The organism is Microbacterium sp. GXS0129 (assembly GCF_044769785.1).
In the GTDB taxonomy this organism is placed as follows: domain Bacteria; phylum Actinomycetota; class Actinomycetes; order Actinomycetales; family Microbacteriaceae; genus Microbacterium; species Microbacterium nymphoidis.
The window spans coordinates 976,297-991,904 of sequence record NZ_JBIZVZ010000001.1 but is presented as its reverse complement, the minus strand read 5'-3'; the positions used below and the strand labels follow the sequence as shown (position 1 = coordinate 991,904).

Below are 15,608 nucleotides of genomic sequence, written 5' to 3'. Positions count from 1 at the left end.
GCGACCGCGCGTCATTCGGTCACGAAGTCGATGAGTTCCTCGACCCGGCCGATGAGCGCCGGCTCCAGGTCACGGAACGTCGTCACGCGCGACAGGATCCGCTGCCACGCGCGGGCGATGTCGGCCTGGTCCTCGTGGGGCCAGCGGAACGCCTCGCAGATGCCGGCCTTCCATTCCACGCCTCGCGGGATCACGGGCCAGGCTGTGATCCCCATCGCCTGCGGTGTGACGGCCTGCCAGACGTCGATGTACGGGTGTCCCACGATCTTCATGTGCTTGCCGTGAGGGCCCTTCAGGAGCTTCTCCACGATGCGGGTCTCCTTGGAGCCCGGCACCAGATGGTCCACCAGGACCCCGTAACGCCGCTGCGCCGTCGGGGGTTCGGTCTCGAGCAGATCGGCGAGGTTGTCGACGCCCTGGAGGTACTCCACCACGACCCCCTCGATGCGCAGATCGGCGCCCCAGACCTTCTCGACGAGCTCGGCGTCGTGGCGTCCTTCGACCAGGATCCGGCTCGGGCGGGCAGTGCGGGCACGTGCATCGGCTACGGCGAAGGAGCCCGACGCCGTGCGGGTCTTGCCGGTGGTCGGCTCCTTCGGGGCGGCGGGAACCAGTTCGACGAGCTCCCCCTCGATGAGGAACCCATGACCCAGCGGGAACAGCCGCTTGCGTCCCTTCCAGTCCTCCAGCTCGACCTCGGCGTGGGTCGACTTCGTCACCGCGCCGCAGTACCCGTCAGCGGCGACCTCGACCACCAGGTCCCGTTCCGCGGGGACCTTCTTCACGAGCTTGCGTCCCGCATCGCGCCATCCTGGCGCGAGTACGTCCGCGCCGTACCGATCGTCCATCCTGACCTCCTGAATCTCTCAGCCTAGGCGCGTGACCCGGCCGGTTCCGGCCGACGCGCGTGTGCCGGGCCGTGACACGTCGGGTGTGATTTCGCTGTGGGCGTTCCCACACCTGGGAAGTCGGTGATGACCTCGCTGGCCGGGATGAATAGAGTGGTCGCAGAACCGGAACCTCGAGCTCAACAGGGGGTGGCATGCGGGGTCTGAGACGAGTACTGACGCTCGGTGCGGTGGCAGGAGTGCTGCTGGCCGGACTCGGCATGGGGGCGGCGTACGCCACCGATCCGGGTCCGTTGACGGGGAGCGGCCACGTCACCGATTCCAGCGATGTGCTCACCGCAGGCCAGGAGGCTGCGCTGAACGAGCAGCTGTCGCAGCTCAGCACCGACAGCGGCGCAGAGCTGTTCGTCGTGTTCATCGACTCCTACACGAACCCCACGGGCGACGTCGAATGGACCGAGCGCACCCGCAATGGAAACAATTTCAGTGACCGCCAGTACCTGATCTCCATCGCCACCGTGGATCGCAACTTCGCGATGGCGGGGCCCGACAGTGGCGGCCCGCTGAACGCGTCGCAGCAGGTCGAGGTGACCGACGCGATGCTGCCCGCCCTGCAGAAGAGCGACTGGGCAGGAGCCGTGTCCGACGGCGCCGCGAAGATCCAGGACATCCTGGTGGACGGCCCGAAGCGGGCCGCGACGGCATGGATGCTGTTCGGCGTCGTGGTGGTCATCGCGGTGCTGGCGACGGTCGTGTTTCTCCTGGTGAAGCGGGCCCGCAAGGCCGCCGCTGAGCGGGCCGCGCGGCAGGCTCAGATCGAGCAGCTCGCTCAGGAAGCCGGGATCGCGCTCGTGCGCACCGATGACGTGGTGAAGGCCAGCGAGCAGGAGATGGACTACGCGCGGGCGCAGTTCGGTGACGACGCGATCGGCGAATTCACGGCTGCCCTCCAGGCCGCATCCCAGAACCTCGACGAGGCGTTCGGTCTCAAGCAGAAACTCGATGACGAAATCCCCGACACCGACCAGCAGAAGATCGAATGGAACCAGCGCATCATCGAGCTGTGTTCGCAGACCACCACGGAGCTGGAGAGCAAGAAGGCCGACTTCGACCAGCTCCGCAAGCTGGAGCAGAACGCGCCTGCGGCGCTGGAGAACGTCCAGCGACTTCGCGCCGCGGCGGTCTCGGAGATCGAGCGAGCCGACCAGATCCTCGCCCGGCTTGCGCAGACCTACGCGGCGGGCGCGATTTCCGCCGTGGCCGACAACACCACGCAGGCGCGCTCACGCATCACTTTCACGGATCAGCAGATCACGGCCGCCCAGTCGGCCATCGCCGCGGGGCAGACGGGCGACGCCGCCATGTCGATCCGTGCCGCCGAGGGCGCGATTCAGCAGGCGACCCAGCTCGAGGACGCCGTCGAGGCGCTCGCCACGAACCTGACCGCGGCCGAGCAGCGCGGAGGTGAGCTGGTCCGCGAGATCCAGAACGATATCCAGGCGGCACAAGGTCTGCCGGACTCCTCCGGGTCCATCGCCCAGACCGCTGCGACAGCCGCGCAGCAGCTGCGACAGGCGCAGTCGCTCCTGGGCAACGCGAACCGGGACCCGCTCGAGGCGCTGCGGATGCTGGACGCTGCCAACACCGCCATCGACGCGGTGATCGCGCGCGGACGCGACGAGGCGGCGAAGATCCAGCGCGCACAATCGATGCTGGGCAGCGCGCTGCAGCGGGCTGACACCCAGATCGCGTCCGCGGAGAGCTTCATCCTCAACCGCCGCGGTGCCATCAGCAGCACCGCTCGGACGCGCCTTTCCCAGGCGCAGCAGAACGCCGCTCAGGCTCGGGCCGTCGCGAGCAGCGATCCCGTGCAGGCGCTCAGCCTGGCACAGTCCGCCGACCGCCTTGCCTCAGAAGCGCTCCGGCTCGCGCAGAACGACATGGGCATGTGGGGCGGCGGAGGCGGCGGCGGAAACGACGACAGCCTCGGCGCTCTCCTCGGCGGCATCCTCATCGGCAACTCCATGAACAACAACCGCCGCGGCGGCGGGTGGGGCGGCGGCGGGTGGGGCGGCGGAGGCGGCATCTTCGGCGGCGGCGGAAGCAGCAGCAGCGGCCACAGCGGCGGGTTCTTCGGAGGCGGAGGCGGCGGCGGATTCTCCGTCGGCGGCTTCGGCGGCGGAGGCGGCAGCTTCGGCGGAGGCGGCGGCTCGTCAGGACACAGTGGAGGCCGCTTCTGAAGACTCCGCAGCCCGCACCCTGAACCCATACCCGGGCCACCGGCCCGCACCAGCACGAACCTTCCAAGGAAAGGAATCCCGATGGCAAAGCAGTCCATCTTCGGTCGCATCTCCACTCTCATCCGGGCGAACGTCAACGCGATGATCGACGCGGCTGAGGACCCGCAGAAGATGATCGACCAGCTCGTCCGCGACTACAGCAACAACATCGCCGACGCGGAGTCGGCGATCGCGGAGACGATCGGCAACCTGCGCATGCTCGAGCGCGACCACGCCGAGGACATCCAGGCCGCCAACGAGTGGGGCCAGAAGGCTCTCGCCGCCAGCCGCAAGGCCGACGAGTTCCGCACGGCGGGCAACACCGCCGATGCCGACAAGTTCGACAACCTCGCCAAGGTCGCGCTGCAGCGTCAGATCTCGGCCGAGGGCGAGGCCCGCCAGGCCGAGCCGACCATCGCCTCGCAGACCGAGGTCGTCGACAAGCTCAAGAGCGGCCTCAACGGCATGAAGACCAAGCTCGAGGAGCTGAAGAACAAGCGCAGCGAGCTGGTCGCCCGCGCCAAGACCGCCGAGGCCCAGAACCGCGTGCACGACGCGGTGAAGTCCATCGACGTCATGGACCCGACCAGCGACCTCAGCCGCTTCGAGGACAAGGTCCGCCGCCAGGAGGCGCTCGCACAGGGCAAGGCGGAGATCGCTGCCTCGTCGCTGGACGCACAGTTCAACAGCCTCGACGACATGGGCGAGCTGACCGAGGTCGAGGCTCGCCTCGCCGCCCTCAAGGCGGGCCAGGCGCCGCACGCGATCGAGCAGTAATCTTCGCTCCACCCCGCGGGCGTCGGTCTTCGGACCGGCGCCCGCTGGCGTTGCAGGCCGATCGTGCGCTGAGGGCGAAGCACGGGGACAGCACCGGCCGACGGTGGGAAGATTGTGGGCATGACCCGCTTCCTGATCGTGCCGCAGTGGCAGGGCTCACCATCCGCTCGTGCCATGTCCCTCGCCGATGGTGCCGAAGCCATCGCCGGCGACCTGCCGCACAGCGCCGTGATCGTCGTGCCCGTACCGCTGGAGGCCGGTGAGCCCATCCAGACCGACGTGCTGCGGGCCAGTTCTCTGCTGCGCGTCCAGGAGGCCATTGTGGAGGCGCTCGGCAAGGTCGCACCGGGTGAGCACGCCGTCCTCATCGGTGGCGACTGCAGCATCTCCGTGCCGGCGATCGCTCATCACGCCGAGCAGCACCGCCACGCGACGGAGGGCGAAGCCCTCGCGGTCGTCTGGTTCGATGCGCACGGCGACCTCAACACGCCCGATTCCAGCCCGTCGGGCTCCTTCGCCGGAATGGCGCTGCGCACCGTCATCGGCGAGGGCGCGGAACCCCTCACTCGTGGCGGGCTCTCCCCCGTCCACGCCACCTTGGTCGGTGCCCGCTCCCTGGATGATGCGGAGGTTGACTACATCGCATCATCGGGGATCGGGACCCACGCGGGAGACGACGCGGCGGATCTCGCCGCGGCGATCGTCGCGACCGGAGCCACCCGGGTGTACCTGCACATCGATCTCGATGTCCTCGACCCCGCGGAGATCACCGGGGTCGGAGACGCCGTGCCGTTCGGCCTCACGCGCATGCAGCTGGTGGATGCGATCCGGGCGATCCGCGAGCGCCTCCCGCTGGCCGGTGCCACGATCGCCGGCTTCGCGCCAGCCTCGCCGATCGCCGCCGTCGAAGATCTCGGTGCGATCCTGCGCATCGTCGGCGCCCTCGCATGAGCCGCCGCATCCCCGCAGACTGGGAGGCGCGCGCCGAGCGCATCGTCCGCCGAGGCGCTCGATGGGACCGCCTCATCCCCGGCGCGTTGCTGGATTCCCCGGTCAGCCGCGTCGGGTTCTGGTGGGGTTGTGCCGTTGGCTGGGTGTGGGGCGGGCTGTGGAGTCGCGGCCGGGTGGAGCACCGCAACGGCCTGTGGGTCTTTCGCGGGATGCCGAACTGGACGCACGCGCGCGGCGGCGTGTGCGTCGGCAACTGCTTCCTCACGGGGGACGCGGAGCCCACCACGGCGGTGCTTCGCCACGAAGCCGTCCACGCCGACCAGTGGCGGCGCTACGGCTTCCTGATGCCGTTCCTGTACGCGCTGTCGGGACGCGATCCCCTCCGCAACCGCTTCGAGATCGAGGCAGGCCTCGTCGACGGCAATTACGTTCCGCGGGGCGCGTGACTCATCCCCCGTTTCATTGCGCGCAATAGGCTCCTATTCGGCGCGATTTGGGGCCAATCGCGCGCTATGAAACCGAGTGGACTCAGTCCGTAAAGCGAGCGAGCGCAAACACACGCGAGGCGGGGACCTCCAGGGAGCGCGTGAGGTGGGCGGCGATGTCAGACGCCGCCAGCGGGTCCCCCAGCAGAAAGACGCGCGTGCTGTCGTCCTCCTCCTCGCACAGCATCTCGTCGGCCCAGGCGGTGACGGCGCGCGTGAGGGCGTGACCCACACCGCACTCGCTGCCCGCGGGCCCGGTACGACGCGAACGGTCCAGCCAGGTGACCGTCATCCGCGGCGGCGCCTGCAGTTCAGAGACCCAGGACGCGTCGGGAACCTCGACGAACACGCGCCCGGTCGCGCAGAGCGGCAGGGTGGCGATCAGCGCCTCCAGCTCGGCGAAGCACGTCTCGTCGGCCGCGATGAGATGCGGGGCCTTCGGATTGCGTGCGGCACGGCGCGCGGAGACGGGGCGGGACGAGCGTGCGGTCATGATGCGTCCATCATAACGCGAGGATAGGCATGCCTTACCTCACACTCGGAAACTGCCCAGCGAACCAGCCCGCTCAGCGGGCGATGAGCACGTCCGCGAGACCGGCGATCTCGTCATCGCTCATGCCGTGTGCACGCAGATAGTCGGCGGGAGAGCCGTACTGCATGTCGAGAGAGTCGAGAAGCCCGTGCATCACACGGGCGGGCGAGCGCGTGGTGAGCTCCTCCAGGTGCACCATGTCCGGGTACATCCGTCCGAGGAATGACAGCACCTGACGATTCCGCTCCTCCGGAAGCAGTGTCTCCGTCCGGGCGTAGTCGGCGACGACAGCATCGCGGTCGACTCCCGCGGCCGACAGCGCCAGCGCCACGGTCACCCCCGTGCGGTCCTTGCCCACCGTGCAGTGGACCAGCACCGGCTGGACCTCCAGCACCGTGCGCACGGCATCGACCACGCGCGTTGCGGCATCCTCGGTCATCGCGCGGTACATGTCATCGAGGCTCTGGTCTTCGGCGAAGAACGACGCCACCGAGCCAAGGAAGACGGGCATCCGCCGGATCGGCACCTCGCCCGCGCGGGACGGATCGCGCTGCACCTCCTCGTCGTCGCGGAGATCGACGATGGCCCGCAGACCCAGCGCGTCGAACGCCGCGCGATCGGCCAGTTGCGCCAGGTTGCCGGAGCGGAACAGCACACCCGAGCGCGTCATCCCCGCACCCGCGCGCAGACCGCCGACATCGCGGAAGTTGAGGACGCCCCGGATCAGCGAATCACCCGGCACATCGACGCCGGCCCCGCGCGTGCCATCGGCGGAGGGGACGGCCGGGATGGTCACTGCCCGCGCGGGGGCACGGGATACCGACCTGCCACCGCGACCCTGTTGAAGGCGTTGATGGAGACGCACGCCCAGCTCAGAGCGGCGTACTCCTTCTCGGTCAGCACCGAGCCGACGCTGTCGTACACCTCGTCGGACACCCCGCCGTCGCCGATGTTCACATATGCTTCGGCGAGTTCGAGTCCTGCCCGCTCCCGGTCGGTGAAGACGCCCGATTCGCGCCAGGCACCGATCTGCATCATCTCGTCCGTCGTGAATCCCGCGGTGATCGCACGGTCGGTGTGCACCCGCACGCAGTAGGCGCATCCGTTCAGCTGGGACGAGCGCAGCATCACGATCTCCTTGAGCCGGTCATCGATGCCGTTGGCGGTGCAGATCCGGGCAACGGTGTCCGAGAACGCCGCCAGAGCCTTGTACGCTTCGGGTTCGGTCCGGGACAGGTGCACGCGGTTCTCAGCCATGTCACCATGCTAGGTCGTCCCCGTCCAGGAACGGCCGAAATGCAATTTGCTCTACTCCATACGCATTTCGTGAGCATATAGTGAAGCTCGCGCCGCTCATTTCTGAGCATTATGTCGATGAGTTTCTCGGATGCGGCACGGACGGTCCAGAATGGGGCCTGCGCGAACCCGCGCTTCCCTCGACCGAAGGATCCCCTGTGATCATCGACGCGAACCAGGCCGCATCACACGGCACCGACGAGTTCGCCTACCTTGCCGGGCAGGTCGACGCGCTGAACTCCCGCTCCGGGCGATCGTCCGTCGCGGTGCCCGTGGTGGAACGAGTGACAGTGGACACGGCGACCGGCTCGATCAGCGCCCTGAGGTTCGGGACGGACACCCCCGCGGTCGTCCTCCTCCACGGCGCCGGCCTCAACGCCCACACCTGGGACACGACGGTCCTGGCCCTGGATCTCCCCGCACTGTCCATCGATCTGCCCGGTCACGGCGATTCAGACTGGCGCAGCGACGCCGACTACTCCCCCGCCCACATGGGGCCCGCGGTCGCCGACGCGATCGCGGCATTCACCGATACGCCCATCACCCTCGTCGGCCACTCCCTCGGCGGGATGACCGCGGCATGGATTGCCGCGCACCGACCGGAACTGGTGAGCACCCTCCTCCTCGTCGACATCACGCCAGGAATCGACGGGGGCCCGGGTCCCGCTCAGCTTCGCGCCTTCTATGAGAAGGCCGAGTTCCCCTCGCGCGACGCGGTCGTGGACTGGGCGCAGTCCTTCGGCATGGGAGGGGACCGCGCAGACACCGAGCGGGGCGTCTTCTTCAACACCCGGGTACGCGAAGACGGCAGCGTGGTGTGGAAGCACCACTTCGCTGAGCTCGCGCGGCACGTCCTCCCCGGGGCTGCTCGCACGGAGGGAACGCCGGCGCTGCGACTGGACACCGGCTGGGACGACCTCGCCGCGGTGACCGCCCCGATCACGCTCGTACGCGGCGCCTCGGGCTACATCAACGACGCGGCGCTGGCCGCCTTCCGCGAGCGCGTACCCGCCGCCGCGATCATTGCGATCGACTCCGGTCACAACCCCCAGGAGACGAACGCCGCAGAACTCGCCGACATCGTCCGCGAGGTCGCCGCGTGACCCCCTGTGACGCCGCATTCCGAGCGGATTGCATTCGCCGCCGTTCGCGTTTCTAAGCTCACTCCATTCCACGCGATTCCACCGAACCGCCCCGCGCTCACCCAGATTCTGCAAGTCTGAACCGACACCGTTCCGAAAGGACCGACATGTTCCGCCGAACCGCCGTCATCGCGACGATCGCCGCACTCGCCCTCACGCTCGGGGCGTGCGCCGGCGGCAGCGCCGCACCCGACCCGACCTCTTCCGCGGCCGCCGATGCGGACGCGACCCTGCGCGTCGGTCTCGTGCTCGAGCCCACCAACCTTGACATCCGTCATACCTCGGGGGCAGCCCTCGAGCAGATCCTCGTCGACAACATCTATCAGGGCCTGGTCACCCGCACGCAGGACAACGAGATCGTCGACGCACTCGCCAGCAAGCACGAGATCTCGGCGGACGGCCTCACCTACACGTTCACCCTGCACGAGGGCGTCACCTTCAGCGGCGGCCAGCCGCTGACCTCCGCCGATGTCGTGGCCGCGTACACGCAGGTGAAGGATGACGAGACCGTCGTCGGGCACAGCGACTTCGCCGATGTCGCCTCGATCACCGCTCCCGATGAGAGCACCGTCGTGATCACCCTCACGCAGCCGAACCAGAACTTCCTGTTCGCCCTGACCACCCCGGCCGGGCTCGTCTTCGCGAAGGACGACACCACGGACCTCAAGACGGCCGCCAACGGCACCGGCCCCTTCACCCTGGCGGACTGGAAGCAGGGCGACAGCATCACCTTCGCACGCAACGACGCCTACTGGGGCGAGAAGGCGGGCGTGAAGGAAGTGGTGTTCAGCTACATCCCCGACTTCAGCTCCGGTGTGAACGCCGCGCTGGATGACAGCGTGGACGTGCTCACGGCCGTCGACCCCAACCTGGCCTCGCGCTTCGAGGGCACCGACTTCACCATCACCCGCGGCAAGACCACGGATAAGGCCGTGCTGGCGTTCAACAACGCTGCGGCCCCGCTGGACGACCCGAAGGTGCGCGAGGCGCTGCGTCTCGCGATCGACCACAAGGCGCTCGTCGAGGCCGTCGGGGCCGGACAGCCGCTGTACGGCCCGATCCCCGAGCTCGACCCGGGCTACGAGGACCTGTCTTCTCTCGTCTCCTACGACCCGGAGAAGGCGAAGGCCCTTCTGGCCGAAGCCGGCAAGAGCAACCTCAGCCTCACCCTGACCATCCCCAGCTTCTACGGCACCACCGTCGCCACCTACCTGGTGTCCGCGTTCAACAAGATCGGTGTCAAGCTGACGGTCAACTCGGTCGAGTTCCCCACGTGGCTGACCGACGTCTACCAGAACCACGACTACCAGCTCAGCTTCGTGCTCCACGTGGAGCCGCGAGACTTCGGCAGCACGTGGGCGAACCCGGAGTACTACTTCGGCTACACCAACGCCCAGGTGAGCGACCTGTACGAGCAGTCGCTGCGCACCGTGGACGCCGACGAGTCCGCGAAGCTCCTCGCCGAGGCCGCGAAGATCGTGTCGCAGGACAACGCGGCGGACTGGCTGTACGTGGGCGAGACGCTCACCGCGGTCTCCCCGATCGTGCAGGGCTTCCCCACCGACTCGATCAACTCGCGCATCGATCTGTCGCAGATCACCGTCACGGAGTGACCGTCTTCGACTGACGCATCGATGACACGCTTCCTGCTCACCCGAGTGGCCCTGCTGATTGCAGGGCCACTCGTGGCGAGCATCCTCATCTTCCTCGCGCTGCGCGTCTTCCCGGGCGACGTCGCCCAGCTGATCGCCGGCTCCCAGGGCACCCCCGAGCAGGTCGCGCAGCTGCGCGAGCAGCTCGGTCTCAACGAGCCGCTGTGGACGCAGTACGTCGACTGGATCGGCGGCGTGTTCCGCGGCGACCTCGGCACCTCGCTCCTCACCGGGTCGGCCGTCACCGACCAGCTGGCGCAGAAGGCGCAGGTCACCGTGCCGCTGGCGCTGATGTCGATGCTGGTGGCGCTGCTGGTCGGCGTGCCGTTCGGCGTGCTGTCCGCGCTTGGGCGCGGAAAGCGCTCGGGGAGCGTCATCAGCTTCATCGCGCAGGCGCTGGCCTCCGTCCCGGTGATCTGGGCCGGCATGCTGCTGGTGATCGTCTTCGCCCTCTGGCTGCACTGGCTGCCCGCGCAGGGCTTCCCCCGCGGCGGATGGAATCACGCACCGCAGGCCTTCGCATCGCTCGTCCTGCCCGCGCTCACGATCGGTGTGGTGGAGGGAGCGGTCCTCCTGCGCTTCGTCCGCAGCGCCACACTCCAGGCGATGACCGAGGACTACGTCCGCACGGCAGCGGCGCAGGGCCTCACCCGCACCCGCGCTCTGCTGCGTGACGGGCTGCCGAACGTGGCCATCTCGATCATCTCGATCCTCGGACTGCAGTTCGCCGGGATCGTCGTGGGGGCTGTGGTGGTGGAGAAGCTCTTCAACCTCCCCGGCATCGGACGGATGCTGGTGACGGACGTGGGCAACCGCGACCTCCCGATGGTTCAGGGCGAGATGCTCACCCTCACGGTCGTGGTCCTGGTGATCGGAGTGGTCATGGACATCGTGCATCGTCTCATCGATCCGCGGCTGCGGGAGGCGTCCTGATGCGTGCCAACACCCTCACCCGGCTCTGGAGCATCGGGACCGGCCGCTTCGGTCTCATCGTGGTGGTGCTCGTCGCCCTCCTCGCGGCCGTCTCGCTGGTGTGGACGCCGTTCGATCCGAAGGACGTCGACGTGTCGGCACGGTGGGCCGGTCCCGGCTGGCCCCATCTGCTCGGAACCGACGGGACCGGTCGCGACATGTTCACGCAGTTGATGACCGGCGCTCGCACGGCCGTGTTCGTCGCTGTCGGCTCCGCCATCATCGCCACGGTGGTCGGTGTGGTGCTGGCGTGCCTCGGCTCCCTCACCCCTCGCCTGGTGCGCGAGGGCGTGGCGACCTTCATCGACATCCTCATCGCCTTTCCCGTCCTGATCATCGCGATGATGATCTCCTCGGTCTGGGGCGGTTCGCTGTGGGTTGTGGTGATCGCCGTCGGCATCGGGTTCGGCGTGAACATCGCCCGCGTGACCCGGCCGGAGCTGCGTCGCGTGCTGGCGAGCGATTTCGTGCTCGCCGCCCGCGCGTCCGGTCTGACACCAGGACAGGTCCTGGTGCGCCACCTGCTGCCGAACGTGGCGCCGGTGTTCATCGTCCAGCTGTCCTGGTCGATGGGGGTCGCGCTGCTCGCCGAGGCGGGCCTCAGCTATCTCGGACTCGGCGCCTCGGTCGGCGAGCCCTCCTGGGGCCTGCTCCTCAGCGAGACGCAGCAGTACATCCTGGTGCACCCGCTCGCTGTGGTCTGGCCGGGACTCATGATCAGCATCTCGGTCCTGGCGCTGAACCTGCTCGGCGATGCGCTTCGCGAGGCCACCGATCCCACGCTGTCTCGCCGACGGCGCGTCCCGCGCGACGCGCGCAAGGCCCCCGCACAACCCGGAAGCACGGTGATCGCATGAGCCTGGAGGTCAGCGGCCTGGTCGTCGACATCGACGGCAAGCGTGTCGTGGACGGGATCGACGTCACCGTTGCAGACGGCGCGCGCGTCGGTCTCATCGGGGAATCCGGCTCCGGCAAGTCGATGACGGCGCTGGCGCTGCTCGGGCTTCTGCCTCCGGGTGCCGAGGTCTCCGGATCGATCCGGTGGAACGGACGCGAGCTGGTGGGCCTGCCCGACGGCGAGCTCGCGCAGCTGCGCGGCGACGACATCGGCATCGTCTTCCAGGAACCCCGAACCGCGCTCAACCCGATCCGCACGGTGGGCGCGCAGATCGGCCGTTCCATCCGCATCCACGAGGGCCTGCGCGGTGCCGCGCTGCGCGATCGGGTGCTCGCCGAGGCCGCACGCGTGCGGCTCCCCGATCCGGAATCGATCGTCAAGCGCTACCCGCACCAGCTCTCCGGCGGACAGCGCCAGCGTGTGGCGATTGCGATGGCACTGGCGTGCCGCCCCAAGCTGCTCATCGCCGATGAGCCGACCACGGCGCTCGACGTTACGATCCAGGCCGAGATCCTCGCGCTGCTGCGTCGCCTCGTCGCCGAAGACGGCATGTCGCTGGTCTTCATCACCCACGACCTGGCCGTGCTGAGCGAGATCGCCTCGGCAGCGGTGGTGCTCGAGCACGGCCGCGTGGTGGAGGCAGGCCCCATCGGCCACCTCCTGACGGCACCCCAGTCGACCGTGACGCAGGGTCTCCTGCGCGACGCGACCGCGACGCTGTGGCGCGGTGAGGAGAGCTCATGAGCATGACGGCGCGCCAGTTGTCGCGCGTGCACCGCGGCCCCCGCACCTCTGTGTTCGGGCCGCCGAGTCGCACCGTTGCACTGCACCCGACGGATCTCGACATCGCCGACGGTGAATCGATCGGGATCATCGGCGAATCCGGATCCGGGAAGTCCACGCTGATCCGGCTGCTGCTGGCCCTCGACACCCCCACCACCGGGACCGTGGCCGTGGACGGGACGGACGTGGACTTCTCCGGCTCCGCCGCTTCGCTGCACTGGCTGCGCCGCCGCACCGGACTCGTGTTCCAGGACCCGTACGCATCGCTGGATCCGCGGATGAGCGTCGGACGCATCATCGGGGAGCCGCTGTGGGCACTGGACATCCCGGGTGATCGCCGGGCGCGCGTGCGCGAGGTGCTGGAGGACGTCGGACTCGACGCGGCGATGGCCGAGCGCTATCCGCACGAGTTCTCCGGCGGACAGCGTCAGCGCATCGCCCTGGCCCGCGCGCTGGTGCACCGCCCGTCGATCCTCATCGGCGATGAGCCGCTCTCCGCACTGGATGTCACGGTGCGCGCACAGATCCTGGAGCAGCTCGCCGAACTCCGCGAGCGCGACGGACTCACCCTCGTGCTGGTGTCCCATGACATCGGGGTGGTGCAGTCCCTGTGCGACTCGGTCGCCGTGATGAGCGAGGGGCGAATCGTCGAACGCGGCGCGACCGCGGACGTCCTGCACCACCCGGCCCAGGAGTACACCCGCCGGCTGCTCGCGGCGATCCCGACCATCTCGCCGGAGCGGGACTGAGACCGGCCGAACGTCAGTAGCGGTAGTGATCCGGTGGCAGGGGCTGCTCGGGCCGCGGGAGCTCGAGCTGTAGTTGCACGATCCCCAGCCACCGGTCGAACTTGCGCCCGACCTTCGCGAGATGCCCCACTTCGGTGAAGCCGAGCTTGCGGTGCAGGGCGATCGAGGCGTCTCCGCCCTCGACGATCACCGCGACGACCTGGCGCACACCGGCTTGTGATCCCGCCGTCAGCAGCGCGGTGAGCAACGCCCGGCCGATTCCCTGCCCCTCGGTACCGGGGGCGAGGTAGATCGAGTTCTCCGTGGTGAACCGGTACGCGGATTTCGCCGACCACGGCTGCAGCAGCGCGTATCCGAGCACGCCGTCGCGCGGCGAATGGGCGACGAGGAACGGCAGGTCCACGGCGGCGAGCGCGTCGAACTTCTCGTGCCACTCCTCCAGCGATCGAGCCGACTCGTCGAAGGTGGCCACCGACCGGCGGACGAAGTGCGCGTAGATCTCGGCGACCTCCGCGAGGTCAGCGGGCTCGGCAGGACGAATGCCGTACACGGTCTCCAGGTGCCGCTCCTCCCCGAGCCGGATCGGGGCCTCGTCATTCATGCGGGATCCTCCAGTCCACATCGGCAGCGCCCTGCTGTCGCAGCAGCTCGTTCACCCGCGAGAACGGACGCGACCCGAAGAAGCCCCGGCTGGCTGAGAGCGGCGAGGGATGCGCGGACTGCACGGTCGGCGTGCTGCCGAGCATCGGGACGAGGGACTGAGCATCCCGGCCCCACAGAATCGCGACCAGCGGACGGTCGCGGGCGACGAGCGTGCGGATGGCGTGATCGGTGACCTTCTCCCATCCCCAGCCGCGGTGGGAGGCGGGGGCACCCGGTGCCACCGTGAGCACCCGGTTCAGCAGCATCACGCCCTGCTCGGTCCACGCCGTGAGATCCCCGTGCGGCGCCGGCGCGATCCCGAGATCGTCGTTGAGCTCGCGGTAGATGTTGCTGAGGCTGCGCGGCAGCGGCCGCACGTGGCGGTCCACGGCGAACGAGAGCCCGATGGGGTGACCCGGGGTGGGATAGGGATCCTGTCCCACGATCAGCACGCGCACGTCATCGAGGGGAGCCTGGAAGGCTCGCAGCACGGCGTCCCCGGCCGGCAGGTAGTGGCCACCCTCGGCCACCACGCCGCGCAGACGCTCACCCAGTGCGGCGATGTCGCCAGCGACGGGCTGCAGCGCCTCGGCCCATCCGGCATCCATCAGCCCGGCATCGGCGAGCTCCGACAGCGACTTCGCCATCAGGACTCGTACCCGCGGGGACGAAGGGGGCCGCGTGCCAGCAGATGCGCGGCGGCCTGTGCCACGGGGCGCATCGTCACCAGATCCAGGTTCACGTGCGCCGGCGCGTTGAGAGCGTAGGCGATCACGTCGGCCACGTCCTCCGCGACCAGCGGAGCCTCGACGTCCTGGTACACCTTTTGTGCCGCCGCGTCGTCGCCACGCAGACGGTTGAGCGTGAACTCCTCCGTGTGCACCAGGCCGGGGGCGATCTCCACCACACGGATCGGCTCGCCGTTGAGCTCCAGGCGCAGCGCCTGCACGAGCATCGACTCCCCCGCCTTCGCGGCGTTGTACCCGCCGCCACCCGGGTAGGCCGTCTGTGCTGCCGTCGAGGTAACGAACACCAGGTCGGCGTGGGAGCCCGTCGCAATCGCCTCCCGCAGCTGCGGGAGCAGGGCGGACACGAGTCGCTGCGTCGCCAGCACGTTCGCCTGGAACATCCACTCCCAGTCCTCCGGCCGGCCGTCCTCCACGCGCTCGGTGCCGGCGGCGCCTCCGGCGACCTGCACGACAGAGTGCACGGCCCCGCGCTGCTGCAGCCAGTCCGCCAGCGCCGCCACGTCGGTGGGGTCGGTGAGGTCCGCGGCGAACACCGCGATGCCGTGCGCGTCGGCGAGTTCCTGCAGGCGTTCCGCGCGGCGGGCCACGCCCACCACGTCCCACCCCGTCTTCGCCAGCGCGATTGCCGTCGCCCGGCCGATGCCGGAGCTCGCCCCTGTCACCACTGCGGTGCGTGTCGTCATGGAATCCACGCTACCTCCCGTTTCATCGTGCGCAATTCGCGCCACAGGGACCGATATGGGAGCAATTCCCGCGCAATGAACCGGAAGAGGTTACGTAACATTTCCGGCACATTGGTGTAGGAGGTGGCGGCTTCCTACTCTCGGGGGACGCGGTCGAATCGGGCCGCCGA

Annotated in this window: 17 protein-coding genes; 10 read left to right on the top strand and 7 right to left on the bottom strand. The window is 69.0% G+C overall.

What is annotated here, in order from left to right:
• Positions 1–11: 11 nt before the first annotated feature.
• A complete protein-coding gene (locus tag ACIQJ5_RS04395) occupies positions 12–848 on the bottom strand; it encodes a DUF3097 domain-containing protein (protein ID WP_402841275.1) in 837 nt (278 codons plus the stop codon).
• 194 nt (positions 849–1,042) lie between these two features.
• Here ACIQJ5_RS04395 and ACIQJ5_RS04390 point away from each other — a divergent pair, with 194 nt between their 5' ends.
• From ACIQJ5_RS04390 to ACIQJ5_RS04375, 4 genes are all read left to right on the top strand, one after another.
• Positions 1,043–3,088, top strand: coding sequence for a TPM domain-containing protein (locus tag ACIQJ5_RS04390; protein WP_269143253.1), 2,046 nt, complete (start codon positions 1,043–1,045; stop codon positions 3,086–3,088).
• Positions 3,089–3,169: 81 nt separating this feature from the next.
• Positions 3,170–3,904 (top strand): PspA/IM30 family protein, encoded by a 735-nt coding sequence (locus ACIQJ5_RS04385; protein ID WP_231092708.1) that lies wholly within the window; start codon positions 3,170–3,172, stop codon positions 3,902–3,904.
• A 120-nt stretch (positions 3,905–4,024) separates the two neighbouring features.
• Positions 4,025–4,855, top strand: a complete 831-nt coding sequence (locus tag ACIQJ5_RS04380; protein ID WP_231092707.1) for an arginase family protein — start codon at positions 4,025–4,027, stop codon at positions 4,853–4,855.
• Positions 4,852–5,301, top strand: coding sequence for a Fe-S oxidoreductase (locus tag ACIQJ5_RS04375; RefSeq protein WP_231092706.1), 450 nt, complete (start codon positions 4,852–4,854; stop codon positions 5,299–5,301). The genes ACIQJ5_RS04380 and ACIQJ5_RS04375 overlap by 4 nt, the downstream gene beginning before the upstream one ends.
• Positions 5,302–5,383: 82 nt before the next feature.
• Here the strand turns inward: ACIQJ5_RS04375 and ACIQJ5_RS04370 are convergent, their stop codons facing one another.
• The 3 genes from ACIQJ5_RS04370 to ACIQJ5_RS04360 all read right to left on the bottom strand — a co-directional run bounded on the left by ACIQJ5_RS04370 (position 5,384) and on the right by ACIQJ5_RS04360 (position 7,129).
• A complete protein-coding gene (locus ACIQJ5_RS04370; RefSeq protein ID WP_231092705.1) occupies positions 5,384–5,833 on the bottom strand; it encodes an SIP domain-containing protein in 450 nt (149 codons plus the stop codon).
• A 73-nt stretch (positions 5,834–5,906) separates the two neighbouring features.
• Positions 5,907–6,668, bottom strand: a complete 762-nt coding sequence (locus tag ACIQJ5_RS04365) for a tyrosine-protein phosphatase (protein ID WP_308071097.1) — start codon at positions 6,666–6,668, stop codon at positions 5,907–5,909.
• A complete protein-coding gene (locus tag ACIQJ5_RS04360; RefSeq protein WP_402841266.1) occupies positions 6,665–7,129 on the bottom strand; it encodes a carboxymuconolactone decarboxylase family protein in 465 nt (154 codons plus the stop codon). The genes ACIQJ5_RS04365 and ACIQJ5_RS04360 overlap by 4 nt, the downstream gene beginning before the upstream one ends.
• 197 nt (positions 7,130–7,326) lie before the next feature.
• Between ACIQJ5_RS04360 and ACIQJ5_RS04355 the strand changes: the two genes are divergently transcribed.
• The 6 genes from ACIQJ5_RS04355 to ACIQJ5_RS04330 all read left to right on the top strand — a co-directional run bounded on the left by ACIQJ5_RS04355 (position 7,327) and on the right by ACIQJ5_RS04330 (position 13,364).
• Positions 7,327–8,271: an alpha/beta fold hydrolase gene (locus ACIQJ5_RS04355; protein ID WP_402841263.1), complete on the top strand. Its 945-nt coding sequence runs from the start codon at positions 7,327–7,329 to the stop codon at positions 8,269–8,271.
• Between the two features lie 146 nt (positions 8,272–8,417).
• Complete coding sequence (locus ACIQJ5_RS04350) at positions 8,418–9,923, top strand: ABC transporter substrate-binding protein (protein WP_402841261.1); 1,506 nt, start codon at positions 8,418–8,420, stop codon at positions 9,921–9,923.
• A 21-nt stretch (positions 9,924–9,944) separates the two neighbouring features.
• Entirely contained in the window at positions 9,945–10,895 is a 951-nt protein-coding gene (locus ACIQJ5_RS04345) for an ABC transporter permease (RefSeq protein ID WP_402841258.1), read from the top strand.
• Positions 10,895–11,791, top strand: coding sequence for an ABC transporter permease (locus tag ACIQJ5_RS04340; RefSeq protein WP_402841255.1), 897 nt, complete (start codon positions 10,895–10,897; stop codon positions 11,789–11,791). Before ACIQJ5_RS04345 ends, ACIQJ5_RS04340 begins: the two co-directional genes overlap by 1 nt.
• Positions 11,788–12,576 carry an ABC transporter ATP-binding protein gene (locus tag ACIQJ5_RS04335; protein ID WP_231092699.1) on the top strand — a complete coding sequence of 263 codons (789 nt, stop codon included), beginning with the start codon at positions 11,788–11,790 and terminating at the stop codon, positions 12,574–12,576. The genes ACIQJ5_RS04340 and ACIQJ5_RS04335 overlap by 4 nt, the downstream gene beginning before the upstream one ends.
• Positions 12,573–13,364: an ABC transporter ATP-binding protein gene (locus tag ACIQJ5_RS04330; protein WP_402841252.1), complete on the top strand. Its 792-nt coding sequence runs from the start codon at positions 12,573–12,575 to the stop codon at positions 13,362–13,364. Before ACIQJ5_RS04335 ends, ACIQJ5_RS04330 begins: the two co-directional genes overlap by 4 nt.
• A 13-nt stretch (positions 13,365–13,377) precedes the next feature.
• Here the strand turns inward: ACIQJ5_RS04330 and ACIQJ5_RS04325 are convergent, their stop codons facing one another.
• From ACIQJ5_RS04325 to ACIQJ5_RS04315, 3 genes are read right to left on the bottom strand one after another with little or no spacing between them, the layout of a single operon-like run.
• A complete protein-coding gene (locus tag ACIQJ5_RS04325) occupies positions 13,378–13,965 on the bottom strand; it encodes a GNAT family N-acetyltransferase (protein WP_231092697.1) in 588 nt (195 codons plus the stop codon).
• Complete coding sequence (locus ACIQJ5_RS04320; RefSeq protein ID WP_402841248.1) at positions 13,958–14,653, bottom strand: uracil-DNA glycosylase; 696 nt, start codon at positions 14,651–14,653, stop codon at positions 13,958–13,960. The genes ACIQJ5_RS04325 and ACIQJ5_RS04320 overlap by 8 nt, the downstream gene beginning before the upstream one ends.
• Positions 14,653–15,438 (bottom strand): SDR family oxidoreductase, encoded by a 786-nt coding sequence (locus ACIQJ5_RS04315; protein WP_402841245.1) that lies wholly within the window; start codon positions 15,436–15,438, stop codon positions 14,653–14,655. Before ACIQJ5_RS04315 ends, ACIQJ5_RS04320 begins: the two co-directional genes overlap by 1 nt.
• Positions 15,439–15,608 lie beyond the last annotated feature (170 nt).